Consider the following 22,114-nt stretch of genomic DNA (forward strand, 5'->3'; position numbering starts at 1 on the left):
GTTTTTTTATGCCAGGTGATACTGCGTGGAGAGCACCACGGCAAGGTGCTTAAACACGTTAAACACCGCTGTGGTTTTGGCGGTCGGCAACCCTTCATCATCGAGGAACCACGGGCCGCGAAACACCAGAACCTCGCCCTGCTGAATCACCTCAGTGGCTTCCATCCCGGCAAAATATTCATCGTGCTGCTCAATGAGCTGATTAGCGATTTCCAGTAGCGCCTGGTGTGAAATGGATTCCGTTTCTGCTGACATTTTTCACCTCTTTTTTGACAGCGAATTTTCTCCTTCTATATTACTTGCCTGTCGGTGCGTTCAGCAAATCAGCGTTCGGTCAGAAAACTGGCGAGAAATTAAACAGAATGCTAATTAAGTTGCGTAACAGATTTTATCAGGTAGAGTGTGGGCGATTCAGCTTTCAGGGAGATCACACCAGGATGTGTGATACCGTCAGACGGAAAACTCGCTCTTAATCATCAAGTTGCAAATGCCGATGCAATCTGACCAGAGATTGTCCCCGCTGGCTTGAAAAGCAAAAAGTCAGCAGCAATATTGAACCCATTGGGTTTTGGGGCTGCCAATCCTCTCCCGTTTATCAGGACGTTTCAATTAGGTAAAGGTACATATGGGTAAAGCACTCGTCATCGTTGAGTCCCCGGCAAAGGCCAAAACAATCAATAAATACCTCGGTAATGACTACGTGGTGAAATCCAGCGTCGGTCATATCCGTGATTTGCCGACCAGTGGTTCAACGGCCCGTAAAAGTGCCGACGGGGAAAAGGCGAAAACCGGCAAGAAAGTAAAGAAAGATGAAAAGGCCGCGCTGGTTAATCGCATGGGCGTTGACCCGTGGCACGGCTGGGAAGCGGACTATCAGATTCTGCCCGGCAAGGAAAAAGTCGTCTCCGAACTGAAGAACCTGGCTGCCGATGCCGACCACATCTATCTCGCAACCGACCTTGACCGCGAAGGGGAAGCCATTGCCTGGCACCTGCGGGAAGTGATCGGTGGCGATGACAAACGCTTCAGCCGCGTGGTGTTTAACGAAATCACCAAAAATGCGATTCGTCAGGCGTTCGAGAAGCCGGGCGAACTGAATATTGAGCGCGTCAATGCGCAGCAGGCGCGTCGTTTTATGGACCGCGTGGTGGGCTATATGGTGTCGCCGCTGCTGTGGAAAAAAATTGCCCGTGGCCTGTCGGCCGGACGCGTACAGTCGGTTGCCGTGCGCCTGGTGGTGGAGCGCGAGCGAGAAATCAAAGCCTTCGTACCGGAAGAGTACTGGGAAATTGACGCCGATCTGTCGACGCCGAAAGGCGATGCGCTGGCGGTCAGGGTGACGCATCAGGGCGACAAAGTGTTCCGCCCGGTTAACCGCGAGCAAACCGAAGCGGCCGTGACCATCCTGGAAAAGGCGCGTTACGCCGTTCTGGATCGTGAAGACAAGCCGACCAGCAGCAAACCGTCGGCGCCGTTTATTACCTCGACGCTGCAGCAGGCGGCGAGCACCCGCCTTGGTTTTGGCGTGAAGAAAACCATGATGATGGCACAGCGTCTGTATGAAGCCGGTCACATCACCTATATGCGTACCGATTCCACCAACCTGAGTCAGGACGCGGTGGCGATGGCGCGTGGCTACGTGGAGAAAAAATTCGGCAAGAACTACCTGCCGGATGCGCCCAACACCTACGCCAGCAAAGAGAATTCACAGGAAGCGCACGAAGCGATTCGTCCTTCTGATGTCAACGTTGCCGCCGAGCAGCTGAAGGATATGGAAGCGGATGCGCAGAAGCTGTATCAGCTGATCTGGCGCCAGTTCGTGGCCTGCCAGATGGTGCCCGCGCAATATGATTCCACCACGCTGACCGTCGGCGCGGCAGATTTCAAACTGAAAGCGAAAGGGCGTACGCTGCGTTTCGACGGCTGGACCAAAGTGATGCCGGCGCTGCGTAAAAATGATGAAGATTTGACGCTGCCGCCGGTGAACGTGGGCGACACGCTGGATCTGAAATCCCTGCTGCCGGGCCAGCACTTTACCAAGCCGCCGGCGCGCTTCAGCGAAGCTTCGCTGGTACGCGAGCTGGAGAAGCGTGGCATTGGCCGCCCGTCTACCTATGCCTCGATCATTTCCACCATCCAGGATCGCGGTTACGTGCGGGTGGAAAACCGCCGTTTCTACGCCGAGAAGATGGGGGAGATTGTTACCGATCGTCTGGAAGAGAACTTCCGTGAGCTGATGAATTATGATTTCACCGCGCACATGGAAGACAGTCTCGACCAGGTCGCGAATAACGAAGCGCAATGGAAAGCGGTGCTGGATTCATTCTTCAGTGATTTCAGCCAGCAGCTGGAGCAGGCGGAGAAAGATCCGGAAGAGGGCGGCATGCAGCCGAACCAGATGGTGCTGACCTCCATCGACTGCCCAACCTGCGGACGCAAAATGGGAATTCGCACCGCCAGCACCGGCGTGTTCCTGGGCTGTTCCGGTTATGCACTGCCGCCGAAAGAGCGCTGCAAGCAGACCATTAACCTGATCCCGGAAAACGAAGTGCTTAACGTGCTGGAAGGCGATGATGCCGAAACCAACGCGCTGCGCGCCCGTCGTCGCTGCCAGAAATGCGGCACCGCGATGGACAGCTACCTGATCGACAACGGCCGTAAACTGCACGTCTGTGGTAATAACCCGGAGTGTGACGGTTATGAAATCGAGCAGGGTGAATTCCGTATTAAAGGTTATGACGGTCCGATTGTTGAGTGCGAAAAATGTGGCTCTGAAATGCACCTGAAGATGGGGCGTTTTGGTAAGTACATGGCCTGTACCAACGACGAGTGTAAAAATACCCGTAAGATTCTGCGTAACGGCGAAGTCGCGCCGCCGAAAGAAGATCCGGTACCGCTGCCGGAGCTGCCGTGCGAAAAATCGGATGCGTATTTTGTGCTGCGTGACGGAGCTGCGGGCGTGTTCCTGGCCGCTAACACCTTCCCGAAATCGCGTGAAACCCGTGCGCCGCTGGTGGAAGAGCTGCAGCGCTTTGCTGACCGTCTGCCGGAGAAACTGAAATATCTGGCCGAAGCGCCGGCAGTGGATCCGGAAGGCAATAAAACGCTGGTGCGTTTTAGCCGTAAGACCAAACAGCAGTATGTTGCCTCAGAAAAAGAGGGCAAAGCGACCGGCTGGTCGGTTTTCTATATCGACGGTAAGTGGCAGGAAGCGAAGAAGTAACCCCCCTGGAGGCCAGCGTTCGCTGGCCTTTTTCCCATCCTTATAGCTAATCGTTCTACATTCTTACGTTAACTGATATAGTAGTTATAGCTTATTGCATTTTGCTGACTCGCTTTCCCTCATTATTACGCCATCAGGGCGGATACACGCCTGCAGGGAATGCACCTCTGTCGCTATCGGGAAGATATAACTATGAAATTGCAGCAGTTGCGTTACATCGTTGAAGTCGTTAACCACAACCTCAATGTCTCCTCCACGGCAGAGGGGCTGTATACCTCGCAACCGGGCATCAGTAAGCAGGTGCGCATGCTGGAAGATGAGCTGGGCGTGCAGATTTTTGCCCGCAGCGGCAAACATCTGACGCAGGTGACGCCAGCGGGTGAAGAGATTATCCGTATTGCCCGCGAAGTTTTGTCCAAAGTGGATGCGATCAAATCGGTTGCCGGTGAACACACCTGGCCAGATAAAGGATCGCTGTACGTGGCCACGACCCACACTCAGGCGCGTTATGCACTGCCTGGCGTAATCAAAGGCTTTATCGAACGCTATCCGCGCGTCTCCCTGCATATGCATCAGGGCTCGCCCACACAAATTGCTGAGGCGGTCTCCAAAGGCAATGCCGATTTCGCCATTGCCACCGAAGCGCTGCACCTGTACGACGACTTAATTATGCTGCCGTGCTATCACTGGAACCGTGCCATTGTGGTCACGCCGGATCATCCGCTGGCGGGGAAATCCAATGTGTCGATTGAGGAGCTGGCTGATTTCCCGCTGGTAACTTACACCTTCGGTTTTACCGGCCGCTCAGAACTGGATACTGCGTTTAACCGTGCCGGTTTAACGCCGCGTATTGTTTTTACCGCAACCGATGCCGACGTGATCAAAACCTACGTGCGTTTAGGCCTGGGGGTTGGGGTGATTGCCAGCATGGCGGTGGACCCGGTTTCCGATCCGGATTTGGTGCGCATCGAAGCTTCAGAAATCTTCACCAATAGCACTACCAAGATTGGTTTCCGGCGCAGCACCTTCCTGCGCAGCTATATGTATGATTTCATTCAGCGCTTCGCACCGCATCTGACGCGAGACGTGGTGGACGCCGCTGTGGCGCTGCGCTCAAACGAAGATATCGAAGCGATGTTCCGCGATATCAAGCTTCCTTTCAGGTAATCACCTAACTCATTATTTTTGCGGGATGTCCAGCGACTTCCCGCACACCTCCCGCCGCTTAGCACCAGCAGAACCTCAAAAAATTCCATTATTTTTTTGTAAATGAAACATGCGTCACATGTTTTTTCATTGTTATTTATTAAATGCGAATCAGTACACAATTTTTACTTTGCCGCTTTGCGGACTGCCAGGAATATTCCCATACTCCAGTTAAGAGCTGATGAGAAAGGGCTTTTTAACTGGCTCGTTAAATTAAACTCAAATTTAGAGTGGATCTAATTTTGGTTTAAGCCAAATTTACAATGTAACTATTAAATTAATAGTTTGCAGCGTGCTTAAATTTATCTCATCAGTTTTGGCGGTTTTGATAAATAGCGTTAATCGTTGTGCTCAATAAAAATAACTGGATTTTTGGACTTAACAAGTTTAGGATTCGTCCTAAATCTTCATCGTTGTTATCAATCGTTTTATTGAGAGTGATTATCAAAAACTATGACTACGAGATTAACTGTACAACCGGACTTCCGGGCTAAAAGCACCAAGGTAGAGCGTTCAGGTAACATCCGTCGCAAAGCCTGGTTGACTGTCTTCGCTGCTTCAGCACTGTTCTGGGTAGTGGTGGCGTTAATGATTTGGCGTATGTGGGGTTAAGCCATGTGGGCAAATACACTCAGTCGTAAATATCCGGTCGCTGCGCGTCAGCCTAAAGCACCGGTGTGCAAAGCCAAAGAAGCGCCTGCTGAACCGCAAGTGGCAATCCCGGCTTCCTGGGAACTGAGTGAGCAGCAGCGCAGCTTTATTGAATCATTCATGGATCCGAAGTCTAAATAACGCAGTCTGCGTCCAATTCTTATTAAGACATACTGTCGCGCATTTTACCGGACTCTCCGGTGGGCACGTTAAAAGCCCGTCCTTTAACACTCAGCATCTAAAAAAACGGTGTCATCAGTACAACGCTGAAGACGATGGCTTTTTGTTGCCCGCGATCCGGGAGGAGTGACAGATGAATACCACAACTTTTTCATGGCTCAGCGTTTATGCCTTCTCAATGGCCTTTTGGGCTGCGGCCGTCTGGGCCGTCCTGTAATTCGCTAATCCTGCCAGTTAACGCTTTCTGAATGCCCTGACATTAGTCAGGGCATTTTTCGTTGCGGTTTTGTGTGTCAATTCGTGTTGTTATCAAAACGTTAACGAAAATGTGGTCTATCTTTAAGCTAAACCTTGCACTCTCTGAGGTTTAGCAGAAGAGCCCATAAAAGGAGGAGTTATGTCGTTAACGTTACGTGAGCAGAGTCAGGATGCGCTGGAAGTAGGGGCAAAAAAATATCATTACTACAGCTTGCCGAAAGCCGCTCAGCAGGTCGGTGACATCGATCGCTTACCAAAATCCCTCAAGGTTCTGCTGGAAAACCTGCTGCGCTGGCAGGATGAAGATTCCGTAACGGCAGCAGATATTCAGGCGCTGGTGGCGTGGCAGCAAACTGCACATGCCGATCGCGAAATTGCTTATCGTCCGGCGCGCGTATTAATGCAGGATTTCACCGGTGTACCGGCCGTGGTTGACCTTGCGGCGATGCGTGAAGCCGTTAAGCGGCTGGGCGGTGATGTGGCGAAAGTTAACCCGCTGTCACCGGTCGATCTGGTGATTGACCACTCGGTCACGGTCGACCATTTTGGCGATGACGATGCATTTGAAGAAAACGTGCGCCTGGAGATGGAACGCAACCACGAACGCTATGTTTTCCTGCGCTGGGGGCAAAAAGCCTTTAACCGTTTCCGCGTCGTGCCGCCGGGCACCGGTATCTGTCATCAGGTCAATCTGGAGTACCTTGGTAAAGCCATCTGGCATGAAACGCTGGACGGCAAAGAAGTGGCTTATCCGGATACGCTGGTCGGCACCGATTCCCATACCACCATGATCAACGCCCTGGGTGTGCTTGGCTGGGGCGTAGGCGGCATTGAAGCTGAAGCCGCCATGCTGGGCCAGCCGGTTTCAATGCTGATTCCCGATGTGGTGGGTTTCAAGCTGACCGGCAAACTGCGCCCCGGTATCACCGCCACCGACCTGGTATTAACTGTGACGCAGATGCTGCGCAAGCACGGAGTGGTCGGTAAGTTTGTCGAATTCTACGGTGATGGACTGGCCGATCTGCCGCTGGCGGATCGCGCAACCATCGCCAACATGGCGCCGGAATATGGTGCAACCTGCGGTTTCTTCCCGATTGATGAAGTAACGCTCAGCTACATGACGCTCACCGGGCGCGATGCGCAGCAGGTTGAGCTGGTGGAAGCCTATGCAAAACAGCAGGGGCTGTGGCGTAAACCGGGCGATGAGCCCATCTTCACCAGCACGCTGGCGCTGGATATGGCCGAGGTCGAATCCAGCCTGGCCGGTCCGAAACGTCCGCAGGACCGCGTATCACTTGGTGATGTGCCGGCGGCGTTTGATGCCAGCAACGAGCTGGAAGTGAATCACGCGCAGAAGCCGCACAAAACCGTCAGCTATCGGGACAGCGAAACCGGCGACTCAATTCAGCTGGATGATGGGGCAGTAGTGATTTCGGCGATTACGTCCTGTACCAACACCTCCAACCCCAGCGTGCTGATGGCGGCTGGCCTGCTGGCGAAAAAAGCCGTTGAGCGTGGATTGATGCGCAAGCCCTGGGTTAAAGCCTCGCTGGCACCAGGATCAAAAGTGGTGTCAGATTATCTCGCCGTGGCGCAGCTGACACCGTACCTCGATGAGCTGGGCTTTAACCTCGTGGGTTACGGCTGTACCACCTGTATCGGTAACTCCGGCCCGCTGCCGGATGAGATCGAAAGCGCCATCAAAGAGGGCGATCTGACGGTGGGTGCCGTATTGTCCGGCAACCGTAACTTTGAAGGGCGCATCCATCCGCTGGTGAAAACCAACTGGCTGGCGTCTCCGCCGCTGGTGGTGGCGTATGCGCTGGCGGGTAACATGAAGATCAACCTGCAGACCGATCCGATCGGTCAGGATCAGCAGGGCAATGATGTCTATCTGCAGGACATCTGGCCATCGCCGGAAGAGATTGCCGCATCGGTGCAGAAAGTCACCAGCGACATGTTCCATAAAGAGTATGCCGAGGTGTTCGACGGTACGCCCGAGTGGCAGCAGATCAAAGTCAGCGAAGCCGCCACCTACGACTGGGATGAAGGCTCCACCTATATCCGGCTGTCCCCGTTCTTTGACGATATGGAAAAAACGCCGCAGCCGGTGCAGGACATCAGTGGCGCGCGCATCCTGGCGATGCTCGGTGATTCGGTGACGACCGACCATATTTCCCCTGCTGGCAGCATTAAAGCGGAGAGTCCGGCGGGGCGTTATCTGCTTGCGCACGGCGTTGAGCGTAACGACTTCAACTCGTATGGCTCACGACGCGGCAACCACGAAGTCATGATGCGCGGTACTTTCGCTAACATCCGTATTCGCAACGAAATGGTGCCTGGTGTCGAGGGCGGTTATACCCGGCACTATCCGAGCCAGGAACAGCTGGCTATCTACGATGCGGCGATGAAGTATCAGGAGGAGGGCGTGCCGCTTGCAGTGATCGCCGGAAAAGAGTACGGCTCCGGATCCAGCCGCGACTGGGCGGCGAAAGGTCCGCGTCTGCAGGGCGTGCGCGTGGTGATTGCCGAATCGTTCGAGCGTATTCACCGCTCTAACCTTATCGGCATGGGTATTTTACCGCTGGAATTCCCGGCGGGCGTAACGCGTAAGACGCTGCAGCTGACCGGGGAAGAGCGTATCGACGTGGCAAATCTGGCGCAACTGCAGCCCGGTTGCAGCGTCCCGGTAACGCTGACGCGGGCTGACGGCAGTCAGCAGACACTGGATACTCGTTGTCGTATCGATACCGGTAATGAGCTGACCTATTACCAGAACGACGGCATCCTGCATTACGTGATACGCAATATGCTCAACTAAAAAACAAAGCCGGGCATGCCCGGCTTTATTATTGACGCAGAAAGTTCATGACGCGAGAGCGCACCGCCGCATTACGATTTCGGCAGCAGATGCCCCATCTTCTCAGCTTTCGTATCGAGATAGTGCGCATTTTTCGGGTTACGGCCGACGATCAGCGGCACGCGCTCGACAATATTGATGCCCGCTTCTGACAAAATCTCCACTTTGCGCGGATTGTTGGTCAGCAAACGCACTTCATTAATGCCCAGCAGTTTAAACATGTCGGCGCACAGGGTGAAGTCACGCTCATCGGCGGCAAAGCCCAGCTGATGGTTCGCTTCCACCGTATCGTAGCCTTTGTCCTGCAACGCATAGGCGCGAATTTTGTTCAGCAGCCCGATGTTGCGCCCTTCCTGACGATGGTACAGCAGCACGCCGCGTCCTTCTTCCGCAATGGCGGTCAGCGCCGCTTCCAGCTGGAAGCCGCAGTCGCAGCGCAGGCTGAACAGCGCATCGCCGGTAAGACATTCGGAGTGGACGCGCGCCAGCACCGGATTGTGATCGCTAATATCACCATAAACCAGCGCGACGTGGTCGTGGCCGGTTGCCAGTTCTTCAAAACCAACCATCAGGAAATCTCCCCATGGCGTGGGCAGTTTGGCTTCTGCTACCCGTTTCAGCTGCATGTGACTCTCCAGAACCTTCAGAGGATGCGCTATCATCATGATAACGCACGGGCCCGACTGGCCCGACGAAACTGCCAATATTGTGCCACAACCTGAACCAGGGCCGCTAATCAGTCAGAGTGATTGTAGTGATAAAGCACAATTATCTAAGCCGCAACGGGTATGTTATTCTTTTTTCAACTAAAGTTATGCAATACGCCTGTCAGGTCGGGAAACAATAAAGGGACGAGATGTTAAAAATTGTGCAACGCACCACGCTGGGTGCGTTTTTATTACTGCTGATGCCGCTGGGCGTATGGCTTTCCGGCTGGCAGTGGCAACCGGGGGAGAGCGGGCATCTGTTGCGCGTGCTGTTCTGGATCACCGAAACCGTCACCAGTCCGTGGGGCACGCTGACCAGCCTGATTCTGAGCGGCTGGGTATTGTGGTGCCTGCGCTTTCGCCTCAGGCCGGCCATTCTGTTATTGATTATCATGAACGGCGCGATTCTGGCCGGTCAGTCGACCAAAACCTTTATTAAAGAGCAGGTGCAGGAGCCGCGGCCGTATGTGGTCTGGCTTGAGCACAGCCACGGCGTCAACGAACAGCAGTTTTATCAGCTGAAACGGCAGCAGCGCGGCGAAATGGTGTCCGCCTTGCTCGCCAATGACACAAAGCTGCCCGCCTGGTTAAAAAATCACTGGGCGTTTGAGACGGGCTTTGCTTTTCCGTCTGGCCATACCATGTTTGCCGCCAGCTGGGCGCTGCTGGTGATTGGCCTGTTATGGCCGCGCCGGCATGTTGTTACGGTGGTGGTGCTGTTTGTCTGGGCGACGCTGGTCATGGGCAGCCGGCTGGTACTGGGCATGCACTGGCCGCGCGATCTGGTGGTCGCGACGCTGATCTCGTGGCTGCTGGTGACGCTGGCAACCTGGCTGGCGCAGCGCTTTTGTGGCCCGCTCAGCGTGCCACCGGAAGAGCAGCGTGAGATTGCCGGGCGCGATGACGGATTGTAATTTCTCCCTTTGCCCCCATATGATTGATTGTACTTGCAGAAAGGGCACTAACTGCTGCGCGGATAAGCAGCAACGGCGGCACTTTTTTGGCATACTCTACCGGATAACCTCACGACAGGACGCATTGTGAAATATTTGCTGATTTTTCTCGTGGTTTTGGTCATTTTCATCATCTCCGTCACGCTCGGAGCGCATAATGACCAGATTGTCACCTTCAACTATCTGCTGGCGCAGGGCGAATTCCGCATTTCAACCTTGCTGGCCTGCCTGTTTGGTGCCGGATTTTTGCTGGGCTGGGCGATCTGTGGCCTGTTCTGGCTGCGCATTCGTGTTTCGCTGGCGCATGCACAGCGCAAACTGAAACGTATGCAGGCGCAAAATGAACAATCTGCTGCGGTAAATAGCACCTCCACTGCAGTGCGTCGGGATTAATGTTCGATGCTTGAATTGCTGTTTCTGCTTCTTCCTGTCGCGGCGGCGTACGGCTGGTATATGGGCCGCCGCAGTGCGCAACAGGATAAGCAACAGGAAGCTAACCGTCTGTCACGCGAATACGTGGCAGGGGTCAACTTTCTCCTTTCTAATCAGCAGGATAAAGCGGTCGATCTGTTCCTCGATATGTTGAAAGAGGACAGCGGCACCGTTGAAGCCCATCTGACGCTCGGTAACCTGTTCCGTTCGCGCGGCGAAGTCGACCGCGCCATTCGCATCCACCAGTCGTTAATGGAAAGCGCGTCGCTTACCTACGATCAGCGTTTGCTGGCCATCCAGCAGCTGGGACGCGACTATATGGCCGCCGGCTTGTACGATCGCGCCGAAGACATGTTCAGTCAGCTGATCGATGAAACCGATTTTCGCATCAGCGCGCTGCAGCAACTGCTGCTGATTCATCAGGCGACCAGCGACTGGCAGAAAGCCATCGAGGTGGCGGAGCGGCTGGTAAAACTCGGCAAAGATAAGCAAAAGGGCGAAATCGCCCATTTCTACTGCGAGCTGGCGCTGCAGGCGCTGAGCAGTGACGACCTCGATCGTGCCATGAGCCTGTTGAAAAAGGGTGAAGCGGCCGACCATCAAAGCGCGCGCGTTTCCATCATGATGGGACGTATCCTGATGGAGCAGGGCGAATACGCGAAAGCGGCGCAGCGGCTGCAGCGCGTGCTGGAACAGGACAAAGAACTGGTGAGCGAAACGCTGCCGATGCTGGAAACCTGCTATCAGCGGCTGGAGCAGCCTGACAGCTGGGCGCAGTTCCTGCAACGCTGCGTTGAAGAGAACTCCGGTGCCGCGGCGGAACTCTATCTGGCAGACATTCTGGAGCAGCAGCAGGGGCCGGAAGCGGCACAGCTCTACATTAACCGTCAGCTGCAGCGTCATCCCACCATGCGCGTGTTCCATCGTCTGATGGATTTCCACCTGCATGAGGCAGAAGATGGCCGCGCCAAAGAGAGTCTGATGGTGCTGCGCGACATGGTTGGCGAACAGATTCGTACTAAACCGCGCTACCGCTGCCAGAAGTGCGGCTTCACCGCGCATGCGCTTTACTGGCACTGCCCATCGTGCCGTGCCTGGTCTTCCGTTAAACCGATTCGCGGACTCGACGGCCAGTAAGCTGGCCGCGTTCGGTGATTATTCATAACGCATAGTAGTTACAACATACTTATAGAGAAATTATCATCCACGCTTCAGCACTGTGCATCGCCTCGTCAAACAGCAAGGCAATCGCCGTCGCAACGTTGTCGTGGCCGGGTTGCACGGGTAGAATGCTTGCCGTTTGTCCATCGCGCCTGCGGGTGCCAGCCTCTGAGGAAACGTTATGCCTGTTACTCACTCACCGATTCTGGTGGCACTCGACTATCATGATCTCAATAGCGCACTGCAGTTCGTTGACCGTATCGATCCGGGCCAGTGCCGTCTGAAAGTGGGTAAAGAGATGTTTACCCTGTTTGGACCGTCGCTGGTGAAGACGTTGCAGGCGCGCGGTTTCGAGGTATTCCTCGATCTCAAATTTCATGACATCCCGAACACGACGGCACATGCGGTCGCGGCGGCAGCGGATCTCGGCGTATGGATGGTCAACGTGCATGCCAGCGGCGGGGCACGGATGATGAATGCGGCGCGCGAAGCGCTGCTGCCGTTTGGCAGTGATGCGCCCTTGCTGATTGCGGTTACGGTGCTGACCAGCATGGACGAAGACGATCTTAAAGGTCTTGGCATCACCTTATCGCCGGCGCAGCAGGCTGAGCGTCTGGCACGGCTGACACGCGAATGTGGTCTTGATGGCGTGGTGTGCTCGGCGCAGGAAGCCGCGCACTTTAAACAGGTTATCGGGCAGGATTTCGCGCTGGTCACGCCGGGTATTCGCCCGGCGGGTAGCGAGGCTGGCGATCAGCGCCGCATCATGACGCCGCAGCAGGCACAACAGGCCGGTGTGGATTACATGGTGATTGGGCGACCGATCACCCAATCTGCCGATCCGGCGCAGACGCTGCAGCAAATCCTGCACAGTTTACAGGAGGGCTAATGGCTCAGGACAATCCGCTGGTTTACTCCACCGAAACCGGCCGTATTACACATAGCGAAGAGAAACCGCAGCGACCGAAAGGCGATGGCATCGTGCGCATTCAGCGCCAGACCAGCGGGCGTAAAGGTAAAGGCGTGTGCCTGATCACCGGCATCGATCTCGATGATGACGCGCTGGCAAAGCTGGCGGCCGAGCTTAAGAAGAAGTGCGGCTGCGGCGGGGCGCTGAAAGAGGGCGTGATTGAGATTCAGGGCGATAAGCGCGATTTGCTTAAAACGCTGCTGGAAGCCAAAGGCATGAAGGTTAAGCTGGCGGGCGGTTAATGAAAGCGGGCCACACAAGGTGGCCCGATGTAACGTAGATGCGCTGCGTAGCCTGCTACAATATTATTATTAATCAACCTGATGGCCAATAATGCCGCCCACCGCAGCGCCACCGACGGTACCCAGCGCGCTGCCGTTGGTGAGCACCGATCCACCAATAGCACCGGCACCGGCGCCAATCGCCGTGTTGCGGTCACGTTTTGACCAGTTGGAACAGCCGCTCAGGGCCACCACTAACGTCGTTGCCAGCACGGCAACCGTCACGCGTTTCATTGTTGTAGTCATGGACATCTCCTTGATGGTTTGCTCAGAGGCAACTCGTTAAGTATAGATGTTACGCCCTGAAGTTGTTCGCCCAATGCACTCAGGCGGTGCTTTTCCTTCAGCCTGCACGCTGGCGCGCAGCCCTTAGCGCGCGTTGTTCACGCTGCTGGCAAAGACCATTTTGGTACCGCCGCAGGCTTGAGATAATTCTAGGCGTAAGCGGATGTGTATGCAGAAAGAAAACTCTGAAATCCTGACGTGGTGTCCGCATCCGGATCCCGTATCAAACCCCACACTTTGCCCGCTTTAGCCACTTTCCGCTGCTAATCCAGCCATTCCCTCCATAACGTTTTTACCGGTGGCTCCGCACAATTCAGTGATGACTGTATGGCGGAGAAAACACAATGCTGGAAGCGCTGAAACAGCAGGTTCTGGAGGCCAATCTCGACCTGCCGCGTTACAACCTGGTGACCTTTACGTGGGGCAATGTCAGCGCGGTAGACCGCGAGCGCGGGCTGCTGGTGATCAAACCCTCGGGCGTTAAATATGAGCAGATGCAGCGCGACGACATGGTGGTGGTCGAGCTGGAAAGCGGCAATGTCGTGGAGGGCCAGCTGCGGCCATCTTCGGATACCGCAACACACCGCGCACTGTATCTGGCGTGGCCGGAGATTGGCGGCATCGTGCATACCCATTCGCGCCACGCCACCATCTGGGCGCAGGCGGGCAGGGACATCCCTGCATGGGGCACTACGCACGCTGATGATTTTTATGGCACCATTCCCTGCACCCGCGCGATGCAACGGGCAGAGATTGAGCAGGAATATGAATGGCACACCGGCCAGGTCATCATTGAAACCTTTGCGCAGCGCGGCATTGAGCCCGGCGCGATTCCTGCTGCGCTGGTGAACTCCCACGGGCCGTTTGCCTGGGGTAAAGATGCACATAGCGCGGTGCACAGTGCGGTGGTGCTGGAAGAGGTGGCCTATATGGCGCTGCACACCGAGCAGCTGCGTGCCGAGCTGCCGCCTATCGCCCAGACCCTGCTTGACCTGCACTATCTGCGCAAGCACGGGAAGAACGCCTGGTACGGGCAAGGCTGAGCGCGTGATGTTTTCTCAAGGCACCGGCGGGTGCCTTTTTTATTTAAGGGGATTGCGTGCCCGGACGAGACGGGGACTGTTGATGCTGTCGTTGATTCACCATGCGTTAAGCGTTTTTATGCGCTTGCCGGCTGTTGCGCCGTCATTAAGTAAGCCCGCTAATCTTTCCTCAGGCAGGGGCTCGGGGATCTCTCTGGATTTTACGTTATAAATCAAACTCTCATTTGGTCTGGCCTCACTCTGCATTACGCTGATGTGGCGTTTAACGCATCACATAAATAGAGGATGAGACGATGACAGTAATTAACCAACCAACCTGCCGCCTGTTTACCGAAGTCGGCCAAACCACACAGCTCGCCGCCTATTATGAGGAAGGTCGACACACCATGTGGATGATGCTGCGCGCTCAGCCGCGCCCCAGTTTCAACCACGAATTAATTGAGGAGATCATGAACCTGAGCTACGCCGCCCAGCGTTCCGGTCTGCCGATTGATTTCTGGGTGACCGGATCGCTGGTGCCGCAGATGTTTAACGCCGGGGGCGATTTGCGTTTCTTTGTCGAATGCATTCGCAACAACCGCCGTGAAGCACTGCGCGCCTACGCCCGCGCCTGTGTTGACTGCATCCATTCGGCGGCCCGTGGGTTTGATACCGGCGCAGTGACGCTGGCGATGATTGAGGGCAGTGCCTTAGGCGGCGGTTTTGAAGCAGCGCTGGCGCACCACTTCATTCTGGCGCAGAACAGTGCGCGTATGGGCTTCCCGGAAATTGCCTTCAACCTGTTCCCCGGCATGGGCGGCTACTCGCTGGTCGCGCGCCGTTCCGGGATGAAGCTGGCCGAAGAGCTGATCTGTGAAGGGGAGTCGCACAGCGCAGAGTGGTATGAAACCCGTGGTCTGGTCGACAAAGTGTTCCAGCCCGGTGACAGCTACCGCACCACGCGTACCTTCATCGATACGCTGCGGCCAAAACTGAATGGAGTCCGTGCCATGCTGAAAGCGCGACAGCGCGTGCTGCAGCTGTCACGGGCAGAACTGATGGATATTACTGAGGATTGGGTCGACTATGCTTTCACGCTGGAACCGAAAGATATTGCCTACATGGAACGTCTGGTACAGCTGCAAAATCGTCACAGCGCATCACTGCGTAAAGCCGGTTAGCAGTACGCTAAGACGTTAAACGCGGGCAGGATGCTTAGCCAGCCAATGCCCGAGCTGCTCTGCGGGCATTGGTTTCGCATAATAATAACCCTGACGCCCATCGACACCGTTGGTCAGCACAAACTTCTCTTCGGCTTTGGTTTCGATGCCTTCGGCAATGACCTGTAAATCCAGGGCTTTCGCCACGGCAACGATCGCGCGCACCAGCGACTGCGATACCGGTTGCTTGTTGATATTGCGCACAAAACTTTGATCCAGCTTAATCGCATCGATCGGCACGCGCGCCAGCTGGGAAAGCGAAGAGTAGCCCGTGCCGAAATCATCCAGATGCACCTGTGCGCCTAACTCCTGAAACTGTTTCATCAGCTTCAGCGCACCGGCCTCGTTCTCGATCAGGCAGCTTTCCGTCAGCTCGATGTCTATCGGACATTCGCTGATGCCCGCTTCGCTCAGCGCCTGTTTCAGGTCGCTGTAGATGCTCTGATCGATCAGCTGCTTGGCGGAAACGTTCACTGCGACGCGCAGGTAAATGCCTTCGCTGCGCCATTTAACGATTTGCTGCAGCACGTTCAGCATCACCCAGCGCCCGAGCGGCACAATCAGTCCGGACTCTTCCGCGTAAGAGATGAAATCGCCAGGTGGCACCAGGCCGCGTTCAGGTGAATTCCAGCGCACCAGCGCCTCGGCACTGCGCACTTCGCCGTCGCGATCGATCTTCGGCTGATAGTGCACCACCAGATGATCCTGCTCCAGCGCTTTGCGCAGATTGGTATCCAGCCACAGATATTCAAATACGCGCTGGTTCATCTCGCTGGCGAACACGCAGAATTTGCCGCGCCCGTTCTCTTTAGCGTGGTACATCGCGGTATCGGCGTTACGAATCAGACTTTCGCGATCTTCACCATGCAGCGGGGCGAGGGCGATACCAATCGAGCAGCCGCTGTAGACTTCGATCAGCCCGATACGGAACGGCTGACGCAGCCGCTCCAGAATGCGTGAGGCCATCGCCTCCAGCGCCGCCTGACTGGTGTGCTCAGCCAGTACCACAAACTCATCACCGCCGAGGCGCGCCAGCGTCTGGTCCTTGCCGAGACAGCTGAGGATCGCCAGCGACACCGCCTGCAGCAGCTGGTCGCCAAACATATGGCCGTAGGCATCGTTTACCTTCTTAAAATTGTCGAGATCGAGGTAAACCACGCCGGTCTGGCTGCCGTTAGCCAGCTCCAGTGCCAGGCTAATTTGCTGATGGATAGCGTTGCGATTCGGCAGGCCCGTCACCGTGTCGGTATTGGCCATAACGCGTAAGCGCTCCTGCGCCCGACGCTCTTCTGTGATGTCGGTTCCGGAACAGATGAGGAAAATTTCATTTTTTCCGCTACCGCTGTGGACGAACTTATTACGAAACAGAAACAGTCGCTGACCTTTTCGGGTTTTAACCCAGCGCTCCACTTCATAAGAGTTGCCGTCGCGAAAGAAGCCGGCGATGTTACGGCGCGACGCCTGCGCTTCCTGCTTGGTCATAAACAGCTGAAACACATTGCGGCCAATCACTTCCTGCTCCTTCAGGCCAGTGTACTCTTCGCTCAGGCGGTTAAAACGCTGAATGTTGCCGCGCTGATCGAGGATGACGATCACCGAATTCGCTTCTGACACGACTTGTTCGGCGAAGGAGAGGCCAAGGGTTAAATCGCGCGCCACCGACGAGGTATCGCCCCAGGCGGACGCAGTGCCGGCCCAGGTGGACTGATTCACTTTACGGCCGACAAAGTGCATCGGCACCGGCGAGCCATGCAGTGAAAGGGTCAGGTTGATGCTGGAGGTAATTACCGTCATGGCACGCAGCAGACTGGCCTGAGCCGGCGTCAGGGGCACCGCCATATTGGTATTGGCATTTTCATCTTCGGCAAAATGTAGCGCATCGCTATCTGAAGTTAAACGCCAATGAGGGCTGGTTGTGCCAAACAAGGTATATAGCAACGTTTGCCCTTGTTCATCGGTCATGGAAACTTCCTCCGGAGGAATGCGCAGCAGGGGTATCTCATTATTTTAGCAACAGTATTCAACCTCCTGCGCCAGCACAAGATGCAAACTGAATATATTTTTGTTTTTATTAAAGAATGGCACGAAAAAGCCCCGGATTCCGGGGCTGAAAGGTTAGCACGGGCACTTGCCGAGTTTGCCCGCCTGGCTGGGAAAACGCGCCTCCAGGCAGTAACGATGGAAGGCGCGCTCATCCATGGGGGGCTGTTCCGGATGTTTTTCGCGCATATGCTTCAGATAAGTTTGATAGTCGTGCACGCCCACCATTAACCGGAAGCTCTGCTGTAATCCCTGCCACAGACGCTGCCAGCGTGAGCGCGGCGCGGCAGGGGCGCGGGCAGCGAGCGGTAAGCACTGCTGAATTTGCCAGCCCGCGTGCGGCTTTTTCCAGCGTAAAATGGCCTCAGACATTTCGCACCTCCGAACGCAGTGACACGTCCGACTCATGGGTAGTCGGCACTGAACTGCGCAGCGCGCGCCGGATCACGAAGAACGCCGCAATCAGCATGGTTACCGCGACCAGCATGAAAAAGCCGCACAGCGCCGCGTTGATCTGGTTGCTGAACACGATGGTTTGCATGTCGGCCACGGTTTTCGCCGGTGCGATAATCACGCCCTCATCGAGACCTTTACGGAACTTACTGGCCTGCGCGAGGAAACCAATTGACGGTTTTTCATGGAAAATTTTCTGCCAGCCGGCGGTCATGGAGGTGATAAACAGCCAGGCGGTCGGCACAATCGTCACCCAGGCGTAACGCTGCTTTTTCATTTTGAACAACACCACGGTACCGAGAATCAGCGCCATCGACGCCAGCATCTGGTTACCGATGCCGAACAGCGGCCACAGGGTGTTGATGCCGCCGAGCGGATCGACCACGCCCTGATACACGAAGAAACCCCAGCCGGCCACCGCCACGGTGGTACCGGCCATGTTTCCGAGCCACGAGCGATTGTTAGCCAGCGAAGGCACCACGGTCCCGACCAGATCCTGCACCATAAAACGGCAGGCGCGGGTACCGGCATCAACGGCGGTGAGGATAAACAGCGCCTCAAACAGAATGGCGAAGTGATACCAGAACGCCATCATCGCGCGGCTGTTAAACACCTCGGTGATGATATGCGCCATCCCGACGGCAAACGTCGGAGCGCCACCGGCGCGGGAGAGAATGGTGCTTTCGCCCACTTCGCCGGCGATACCGCTCAGCATCTCCGGCGTCACCACAAAGCCCCAGCCGTTAATTACCTGAGACGCGTTCTCCACCGTGGTGCCAATCAGCGCCGCCGGTGAGTTCATGGCAAAGTAGACGCCCGGATCGAGCACCGAGGCACAAATCAGCGCCATGATCGCCACAAAGGACTCCATCAGCATGGCGCCATAGCCGATAAAGCGAATATGGCTTTCGCGCTCCACCAGTTTTGGCGTCGTACCGCTCGACACCAGCGCGTGGAAGCCGGAGATCGCGCCGCAGGCAATGGTGATAAACAGGAACGGGAACAGCGCGCCGGAGAACACCGGCCCCGTGCCGTCGATAAAGCGCGTCACCGCCGGCATCTTCAGTTCTGGCATGGCGAACAGAATGCCCACCGCCAGCCCGATGATCACGCCGATTTTCAGGAAGGTGGAGAGGTAATCACGCGGCGCCAGCAGCAGCCACACCGGCAGCGACGAGGCAACAAAACCGTAGATCACCAGCACCCACGTCAGCTCGGTGCCTTTCAGGGTAAAAATCGGTCCCCAGTATGGATCGGCCGCCACGTCACCGCCGTAAATGATCGCCGCCATCATCAGCACAAAGCCGATGATCGACACTTCGGCGATTTTACCCGGACGCAGAAAGCGCATATACACGCCCATGAACAGGGCAATCGGAATGGTGGCGGCGATGGTAAACAGCCCCCACGGACTGTTAGCCAGCGCTTTCACCACCACCAGCGCCAGTGCGGAGAGAATAATGATCATCACACCGAGCGCACCGAGCATGGTGACCACGCCAGCGAACGAGCCCAGTTCCTGGCGCGCCATCTCACCCAGCGAACGACCGTCGCGGCGCGTGGAGATAAACAGCACCAGAAAATCCTGCACCGCGCCGGCCAGCATCACGCCGACCAGAATCCAGATGGTGCCGGGCAGAAAACCCATCTGCGCCGCCAGGATCGGCCCGACCAGCGGACCGGCACCGGCGATCGCGGCAAAGTGGTGGCCAAACAGCACCCATTTGTTGGTGGGAACATAGTCCAGCCCGTCATTGAAGCGCTCTGCCGGCGTGCGGCGCCGGTCATCCAGCTCAAAAATGCGCCTGGCGATAAACAGGCTATAGAAGCGATACGCGATGCTGTAGCAGGCGACGGAGGCGATCACCAGCCAGACGGCATTAACATGCTCGCCGCGACTGAGCGCCAGCATGGCGAACGCAGCCGCACCAATTAACGCCACCGCTAACCAGATCAATCCGGTTCTGACGTTGTTCATGAGTTAACTCCTTGTAGGGACCGGGAAAAAAGGCGATCGGAATACAACAAGTTAAAAGTAATGTAATGAATTGTTAACGACAGGGAATCGGATCAGAAGTGTGAAGCGGGAAACAAATTTAACAACTGCTGGGGCGGGCGGGGAAAAATGCGGGATAACGGCTGTTATCCCGCACGATTTCATGCTCAGGCGGCCGGACGGGCCACCACGCTGCGTGTTTCCATGCGCACTTCGGCGATGGTCACATCAATCACATCGGTCACGCGGTAGGCCACTTCACCTTTGATCTGCACGGTGCCGCTCTCCTGCGAGCACACCAGTTCGTCACGCACGGCGTGAATGAACGGAGCAGGGATAAAGGCGACCGCACCGTTCTCCAGCAGGCGCACGCGCATGCCGCCGCGCGAAACGTCGATGATCTCCGCGCTGAATTTGCGGTCAGTGCCGGCAAACGGCGCGAGGAAGCGCGCGTACAGCCAGTCACCGACATCACGCTCGGCCATACGGTTGAGACGGCGACGCTCACTCATGATCAGGGTCACGTCATCCTGTGGCCGCGCAATGCTTTCGCCGCGCACGATAGCCTTCAGCAGACGATGGTTGATCATATCGCCGAATTTACGAATCGGTGACGTCCAGGTCGCGTAGGCTTCGAGGCCGAGACCAAAGTGCGGGCCCGGTTCGGTGCTGATTTCGGCGAAACTCTGGAAACGACGAATGCGGCTGTCGAGATACTGGGTTGGCTGCGCATCAAGCTGACGACGCAGCTGACGGAAGCCTTCCAGCGTGGTAATGGCCTGCGGATCAACCGTGATACCGTGACCAGCCAGTACCCCAGCCGCCTGTTCCGCGTTCGCCTGGTCGAAACCGGTGTGCAGGTTGTAGATACCGAAGCCAAGCTTCTCCTGCAGCACTTTAGCGGCGCAGACGTTGGCGAGGATCATCGCTTCTTCCACGATGCGGTTAGCGATGCGGCGCGGTTCCGCAATAATATCCAGCACTTCGCCTTTCTCACCCAGCACGAAGCGGTAGTCAGGGCGATCTTTAAACACCAGCGCGTGCGTCTGACGCCACTCGCCGCGCGCCAGGCACAGGCGATGCAGCAGGCGAATCTGCTGCGCGATGGTGTCATTTTCCGGCTGCCAGCTGCCGCTGTTCTCCAGCCAGTCCGACACTTCGTCGTACACCAGCTTGGCTTTGGATTCGATCCACGCGGCAAAGAAGTGGGCATCGTCAGCCAGGCTGCCATCCGGCAGTACAGTGACGCGACACACCAGCGCCGGACGCCTGACGTTAGGGCGCAGCGAGCAGACATCATCTGACAGTTCGCGCGGCAGCATCGGGATGTTAAAGCCCGGCAGATAGTTGGTGAAGGCGCGTCTGGCGGCCAGCTGGTCGAGTTCGCTGCCGGCGGCAACGTAAGCGGTCGGGTCGGCAATGGCGATGGTCAGCGCCAGCTTGCCTTCTGCCAGCTCTTCAACATACAGCGCATCGTCCATATCTTCGGTGCTGGCGCTGTCGATGGTGACAAAGTTCAGCGCGGTGAGATCTTCACGCTGCAGCTGTTCGTCCAGCATCTCGCCAAAGCCCACTTCCGGTGCTTCGCGCTCCAGATTGTGGCGCGACAGCGTGACCCACCACGGCGCGAGGTGATCGTCCGCGGTGACAACAAATTCGGTCAGTTCGGCATAGAAACCGCGATCGCCTTTCAGCGGATGACGGCGCATCTCTGCCACGGCCCAGTCACCGTTCTGGAAATCGTGGGTCAGGCCACGCACCGCACGGCACTGAATCGCGTCTTTCAGCAGCGGATGATCCGGCACGATAGACAGGCGGTCATCTTTTTTCTGCACGCGGCCGACAAAGCGCGTCAGGAACGGCTCAATCAGGGTTTCCGGCTCCGCGCTCTCGCGGTCTTTATCAGTGTGGATCACGGCGGAAATGCGGTCGCCGTGCATCACTTTCTTCATCTGCGGAGGGGGAATGAAGTAGCTTTTCTGAGCGTCAACTTCGAGGAAGCCAAAGCCTTTTTCCGTGCCTTTCACAACACCTTCGGCGCGCGGGGTCTGCGCGTGAAGCTTCTCTTTCAGCTGCGCGAGCAGCGGGTTATCCTGGAACATAATATATTTAGTTTCGTGGCCTAAGAGCGGTGGACAGTTTTACGCGAATCAGGTCCGCGCGGCAAGGCTAAAACAGGCGAAAAAGCCGCTTTACGCGGCTTTTTACTTTCTGGT

Annotated in this window: 19 protein-coding genes; 12 read left to right on the top strand and 7 right to left on the bottom strand. The window is 56.2% G+C overall.

Annotation, left to right across the window (positions count from 1 at the left end; all coding sequences use genetic code 11):
- Nucleotides 1-6: 6 nt before the first annotated feature.
- A complete protein-coding gene (locus AC6I79_RS09380) occupies nt 7-255 on the bottom strand; it encodes a DUF2498 family protein (protein ID WP_394517425.1) in 249 nt (82 codons plus the stop codon).
- 370 nt (nt 256-625) lie between these two features.
- On the opposite strand from AC6I79_RS09380, the gene topA reads away from it, so the two are divergent.
- From topA to acnA, 5 genes are all read left to right on the top strand, one after another.
- Nucleotides 626-3,223, top strand: coding sequence for a type I DNA topoisomerase (gene topA / locus AC6I79_RS09385; RefSeq protein WP_498027714.1), 2,598 nt, complete (start codon nt 626-628; stop codon nt 3,221-3,223).
- Between the two features lie 192 nt (nt 3,224-3,415).
- Nucleotides 3,416-4,390: an HTH-type transcriptional regulator CysB gene (gene cysB, locus AC6I79_RS09390; protein WP_021510116.1), complete on the top strand. Its 975-nt coding sequence runs from the start codon at nt 3,416-3,418 to the stop codon at nt 4,388-4,390.
- 492 nt (nt 4,391-4,882) lie between these two features.
- Complete coding sequence (locus AC6I79_RS09395; protein WP_071813666.1) at nt 4,883-5,041, top strand: YmiA family putative membrane protein; 159 nt, start codon at nt 4,883-4,885, stop codon at nt 5,039-5,041.
- A gap of 3 nt (nt 5,042-5,044) precedes the next feature.
- On the top strand, nt 5,045-5,221 hold the full coding sequence (locus tag AC6I79_RS09400) for a YciX family protein (RefSeq protein ID WP_021314644.1): 177 nt from the start codon (nt 5,045-5,047) through the stop codon (nt 5,219-5,221).
- 436 nt (nt 5,222-5,657) lie between these two features.
- Nucleotides 5,658-8,339 (top strand): aconitate hydratase AcnA, encoded by a 2,682-nt coding sequence (gene acnA / locus AC6I79_RS09405; protein ID WP_159378132.1) that lies wholly within the window; start codon nt 5,658-5,660, stop codon nt 8,337-8,339.
- A 71-nt stretch (nt 8,340-8,410) separates the two neighbouring features.
- Here the strand turns inward: acnA and ribA are convergent, their stop codons facing one another.
- A complete protein-coding gene (gene ribA, locus AC6I79_RS09410) occupies nt 8,411-9,004 on the bottom strand; it encodes a GTP cyclohydrolase II (protein ID WP_058758620.1) in 594 nt (197 codons plus the stop codon).
- 230 nt (nt 9,005-9,234) lie between these two features.
- Between ribA and pgpB the strand changes: the two genes are divergently transcribed.
- The 5 genes from pgpB (at nt 9,235) to yciH (ending at nt 12,843) form a co-directional block, all read left to right on the top strand.
- On the top strand, nt 9,235-9,999 hold the full coding sequence (gene pgpB / locus AC6I79_RS09415; protein WP_021505947.1) for a phosphatidylglycerophosphatase B: 765 nt from the start codon (nt 9,235-9,237) through the stop codon (nt 9,997-9,999).
- Between the two features lie 126 nt (nt 10,000-10,125).
- Nucleotides 10,126-10,431 (top strand): LapA family protein, encoded by a 306-nt coding sequence (locus AC6I79_RS09420; RefSeq protein ID WP_058771279.1) that lies wholly within the window; start codon nt 10,126-10,128, stop codon nt 10,429-10,431.
- A 6-nt stretch (nt 10,432-10,437) separates the two neighbouring features.
- On the top strand, nt 10,438-11,607 hold the full coding sequence (gene lapB, locus AC6I79_RS09425; RefSeq protein WP_215785860.1) for a lipopolysaccharide assembly protein LapB: 1,170 nt from the start codon (nt 10,438-10,440) through the stop codon (nt 11,605-11,607).
- A gap of 205 nt (nt 11,608-11,812) precedes the next feature.
- Nucleotides 11,813-12,520, top strand: a complete 708-nt coding sequence (gene pyrF / locus AC6I79_RS09430; RefSeq protein ID WP_021505950.1) for an orotidine-5'-phosphate decarboxylase — start codon at nt 11,813-11,815, stop codon at nt 12,518-12,520.
- Nucleotides 12,520-12,843: a stress response translation initiation inhibitor YciH gene (gene yciH, locus AC6I79_RS09435; protein WP_021505951.1), complete on the top strand. Its 324-nt coding sequence runs from the start codon at nt 12,520-12,522 to the stop codon at nt 12,841-12,843. The genes pyrF and yciH overlap by 1 nt, the downstream gene beginning before the upstream one ends.
- Before the next feature lie 69 nt (nt 12,844-12,912).
- Here the strand turns inward: yciH and osmB are convergent, their stop codons facing one another.
- Complete coding sequence (gene osmB / locus AC6I79_RS09440) at nt 12,913-13,128, bottom strand: osmotically-inducible lipoprotein OsmB (RefSeq protein ID WP_031279061.1); 216 nt, start codon at nt 13,126-13,128, stop codon at nt 12,913-12,915.
- Between the two features lie 383 nt (nt 13,129-13,511).
- Between osmB and araD the strand changes: the two genes are divergently transcribed.
- Complete coding sequence (gene araD, locus AC6I79_RS09445) at nt 13,512-14,210, top strand: L-ribulose-5-phosphate 4-epimerase (protein WP_021505953.1); 699 nt, start codon at nt 13,512-13,514, stop codon at nt 14,208-14,210.
- Nucleotides 14,211-14,503: 293 nt separating this feature from the next.
- Complete coding sequence (locus AC6I79_RS09450) at nt 14,504-15,370, top strand: crotonase/enoyl-CoA hydratase family protein (RefSeq protein WP_021505954.1); 867 nt, start codon at nt 14,504-14,506, stop codon at nt 15,368-15,370.
- A gap of 15 nt (nt 15,371-15,385) precedes the next feature.
- Here AC6I79_RS09450 and pdeR read toward each other — a convergent pair whose 3' ends face one another.
- From pdeR to AC6I79_RS09470, 4 genes are all read right to left on the bottom strand, one after another.
- Complete coding sequence (pdeR, locus tag AC6I79_RS09455) at nt 15,386-17,371, bottom strand: cyclic di-GMP phosphodiesterase (RefSeq protein WP_058758614.1); 1,986 nt, start codon at nt 17,369-17,371, stop codon at nt 15,386-15,388.
- Between the two features lie 153 nt (nt 17,372-17,524).
- The gene (locus tag AC6I79_RS09460; protein ID WP_088517171.1) at nt 17,525-17,821 is read right to left on the bottom strand and encodes a YbdD/YjiX family protein; all 297 of its coding nucleotides are present in this window, start codon (nt 17,819-17,821) and stop codon (nt 17,525-17,527) included.
- Nucleotides 17,814-19,880 carry a carbon starvation CstA family protein gene (locus AC6I79_RS09465; RefSeq protein ID WP_132462449.1) on the bottom strand — a complete coding sequence of 689 codons (2,067 nt, stop codon included), beginning with the start codon at nt 19,878-19,880 and terminating at the stop codon, nt 17,814-17,816. Before AC6I79_RS09465 ends, AC6I79_RS09460 begins: the two co-directional genes overlap by 8 nt.
- Before the next feature lie 185 nt (nt 19,881-20,065).
- Complete coding sequence (locus AC6I79_RS09470) at nt 20,066-22,000, bottom strand: exoribonuclease II (protein WP_152390975.1); 1,935 nt, start codon at nt 21,998-22,000, stop codon at nt 20,066-20,068.
- Nucleotides 22,001-22,114: the final 114 nt, after the last annotated feature.

It is taken from the genome of gamma proteobacterium symbiont of Scutellera amethystina, assembly GCF_059730845.1.

Bases quoted from the DNA above. Each gene is read 5' to 3' on its own strand.
- pgpB (WP_021505947.1), top strand. From the start codon at position 9,235: ATGTTAAAAATTGTGCAACGCACCACGCTGGGTGCGTTTTTATTACTG.
- yciH (WP_021505951.1), top strand. From the start codon at position 12,520: ATGGCTCAGGACAATCCGCTGGTTTACTCCACCGAAACCGGCCGTATT.
- AC6I79_RS09460 (WP_088517171.1), bottom strand. From the start codon at position 17,821: ATGTCTGAGGCCATTTTACGCTGGAAAAAGCCGCACGCGGGCTGGCAA.
- pyrF (WP_021505950.1), top strand. From the start codon at position 11,813: ATGCCTGTTACTCACTCACCGATTCTGGTGGCACTCGACTATCATGAT.
- araD (WP_021505953.1), top strand. From the start codon at position 13,512: ATGCTGGAAGCGCTGAAACAGCAGGTTCTGGAGGCCAATCTCGACCTG.
- acnA (WP_159378132.1), top strand. From the start codon at position 5,658: ATGTCGTTAACGTTACGTGAGCAGAGTCAGGATGCGCTGGAAGTAGGG.
- AC6I79_RS09400 (WP_021314644.1), top strand. From the start codon at position 5,045: ATGTGGGCAAATACACTCAGTCGTAAATATCCGGTCGCTGCGCGTCAG.
- cysB (WP_021510116.1), top strand. From the start codon at position 3,416: ATGAAATTGCAGCAGTTGCGTTACATCGTTGAAGTCGTTAACCACAAC.
- pdeR (WP_058758614.1), bottom strand. From the start codon at position 17,371: ATGACCGATGAACAAGGGCAAACGTTGCTATATACCTTGTTTGGCACA.
- ribA (WP_058758620.1), bottom strand. From the start codon at position 9,004: ATGCAGCTGAAACGGGTAGCAGAAGCCAAACTGCCCACGCCATGGGGA.
- AC6I79_RS09395 (WP_071813666.1), top strand. From the start codon at position 4,883: ATGACTACGAGATTAACTGTACAACCGGACTTCCGGGCTAAAAGCACC.
- AC6I79_RS09450 (WP_021505954.1), top strand. From the start codon at position 14,504: ATGACAGTAATTAACCAACCAACCTGCCGCCTGTTTACCGAAGTCGGC.
- AC6I79_RS09465 (WP_132462449.1), bottom strand. From the start codon at position 19,880: ATGAACAACGTCAGAACCGGATTGATCTGGTTAGCGGTGGCGTTAATT.
- AC6I79_RS09380 (WP_394517425.1), bottom strand. From the start codon at position 255: ATGTCAGCAGAAACGGAATCCATTTCACACCAGGCGCTACTGGAAATC.
- topA (WP_498027714.1), top strand. From the start codon at position 626: ATGGGTAAAGCACTCGTCATCGTTGAGTCCCCGGCAAAGGCCAAAACA.
- AC6I79_RS09470 (WP_152390975.1), bottom strand. From the start codon at position 22,000: ATGTTCCAGGATAACCCGCTGCTCGCGCAGCTGAAAGAGAAGCTTCAC.
- osmB (WP_031279061.1), bottom strand. From the start codon at position 13,128: ATGACTACAACAATGAAACGCGTGACGGTTGCCGTGCTGGCAACGACG.
- lapB (WP_215785860.1), top strand. From the start codon at position 10,438: ATGCTTGAATTGCTGTTTCTGCTTCTTCCTGTCGCGGCGGCGTACGGC.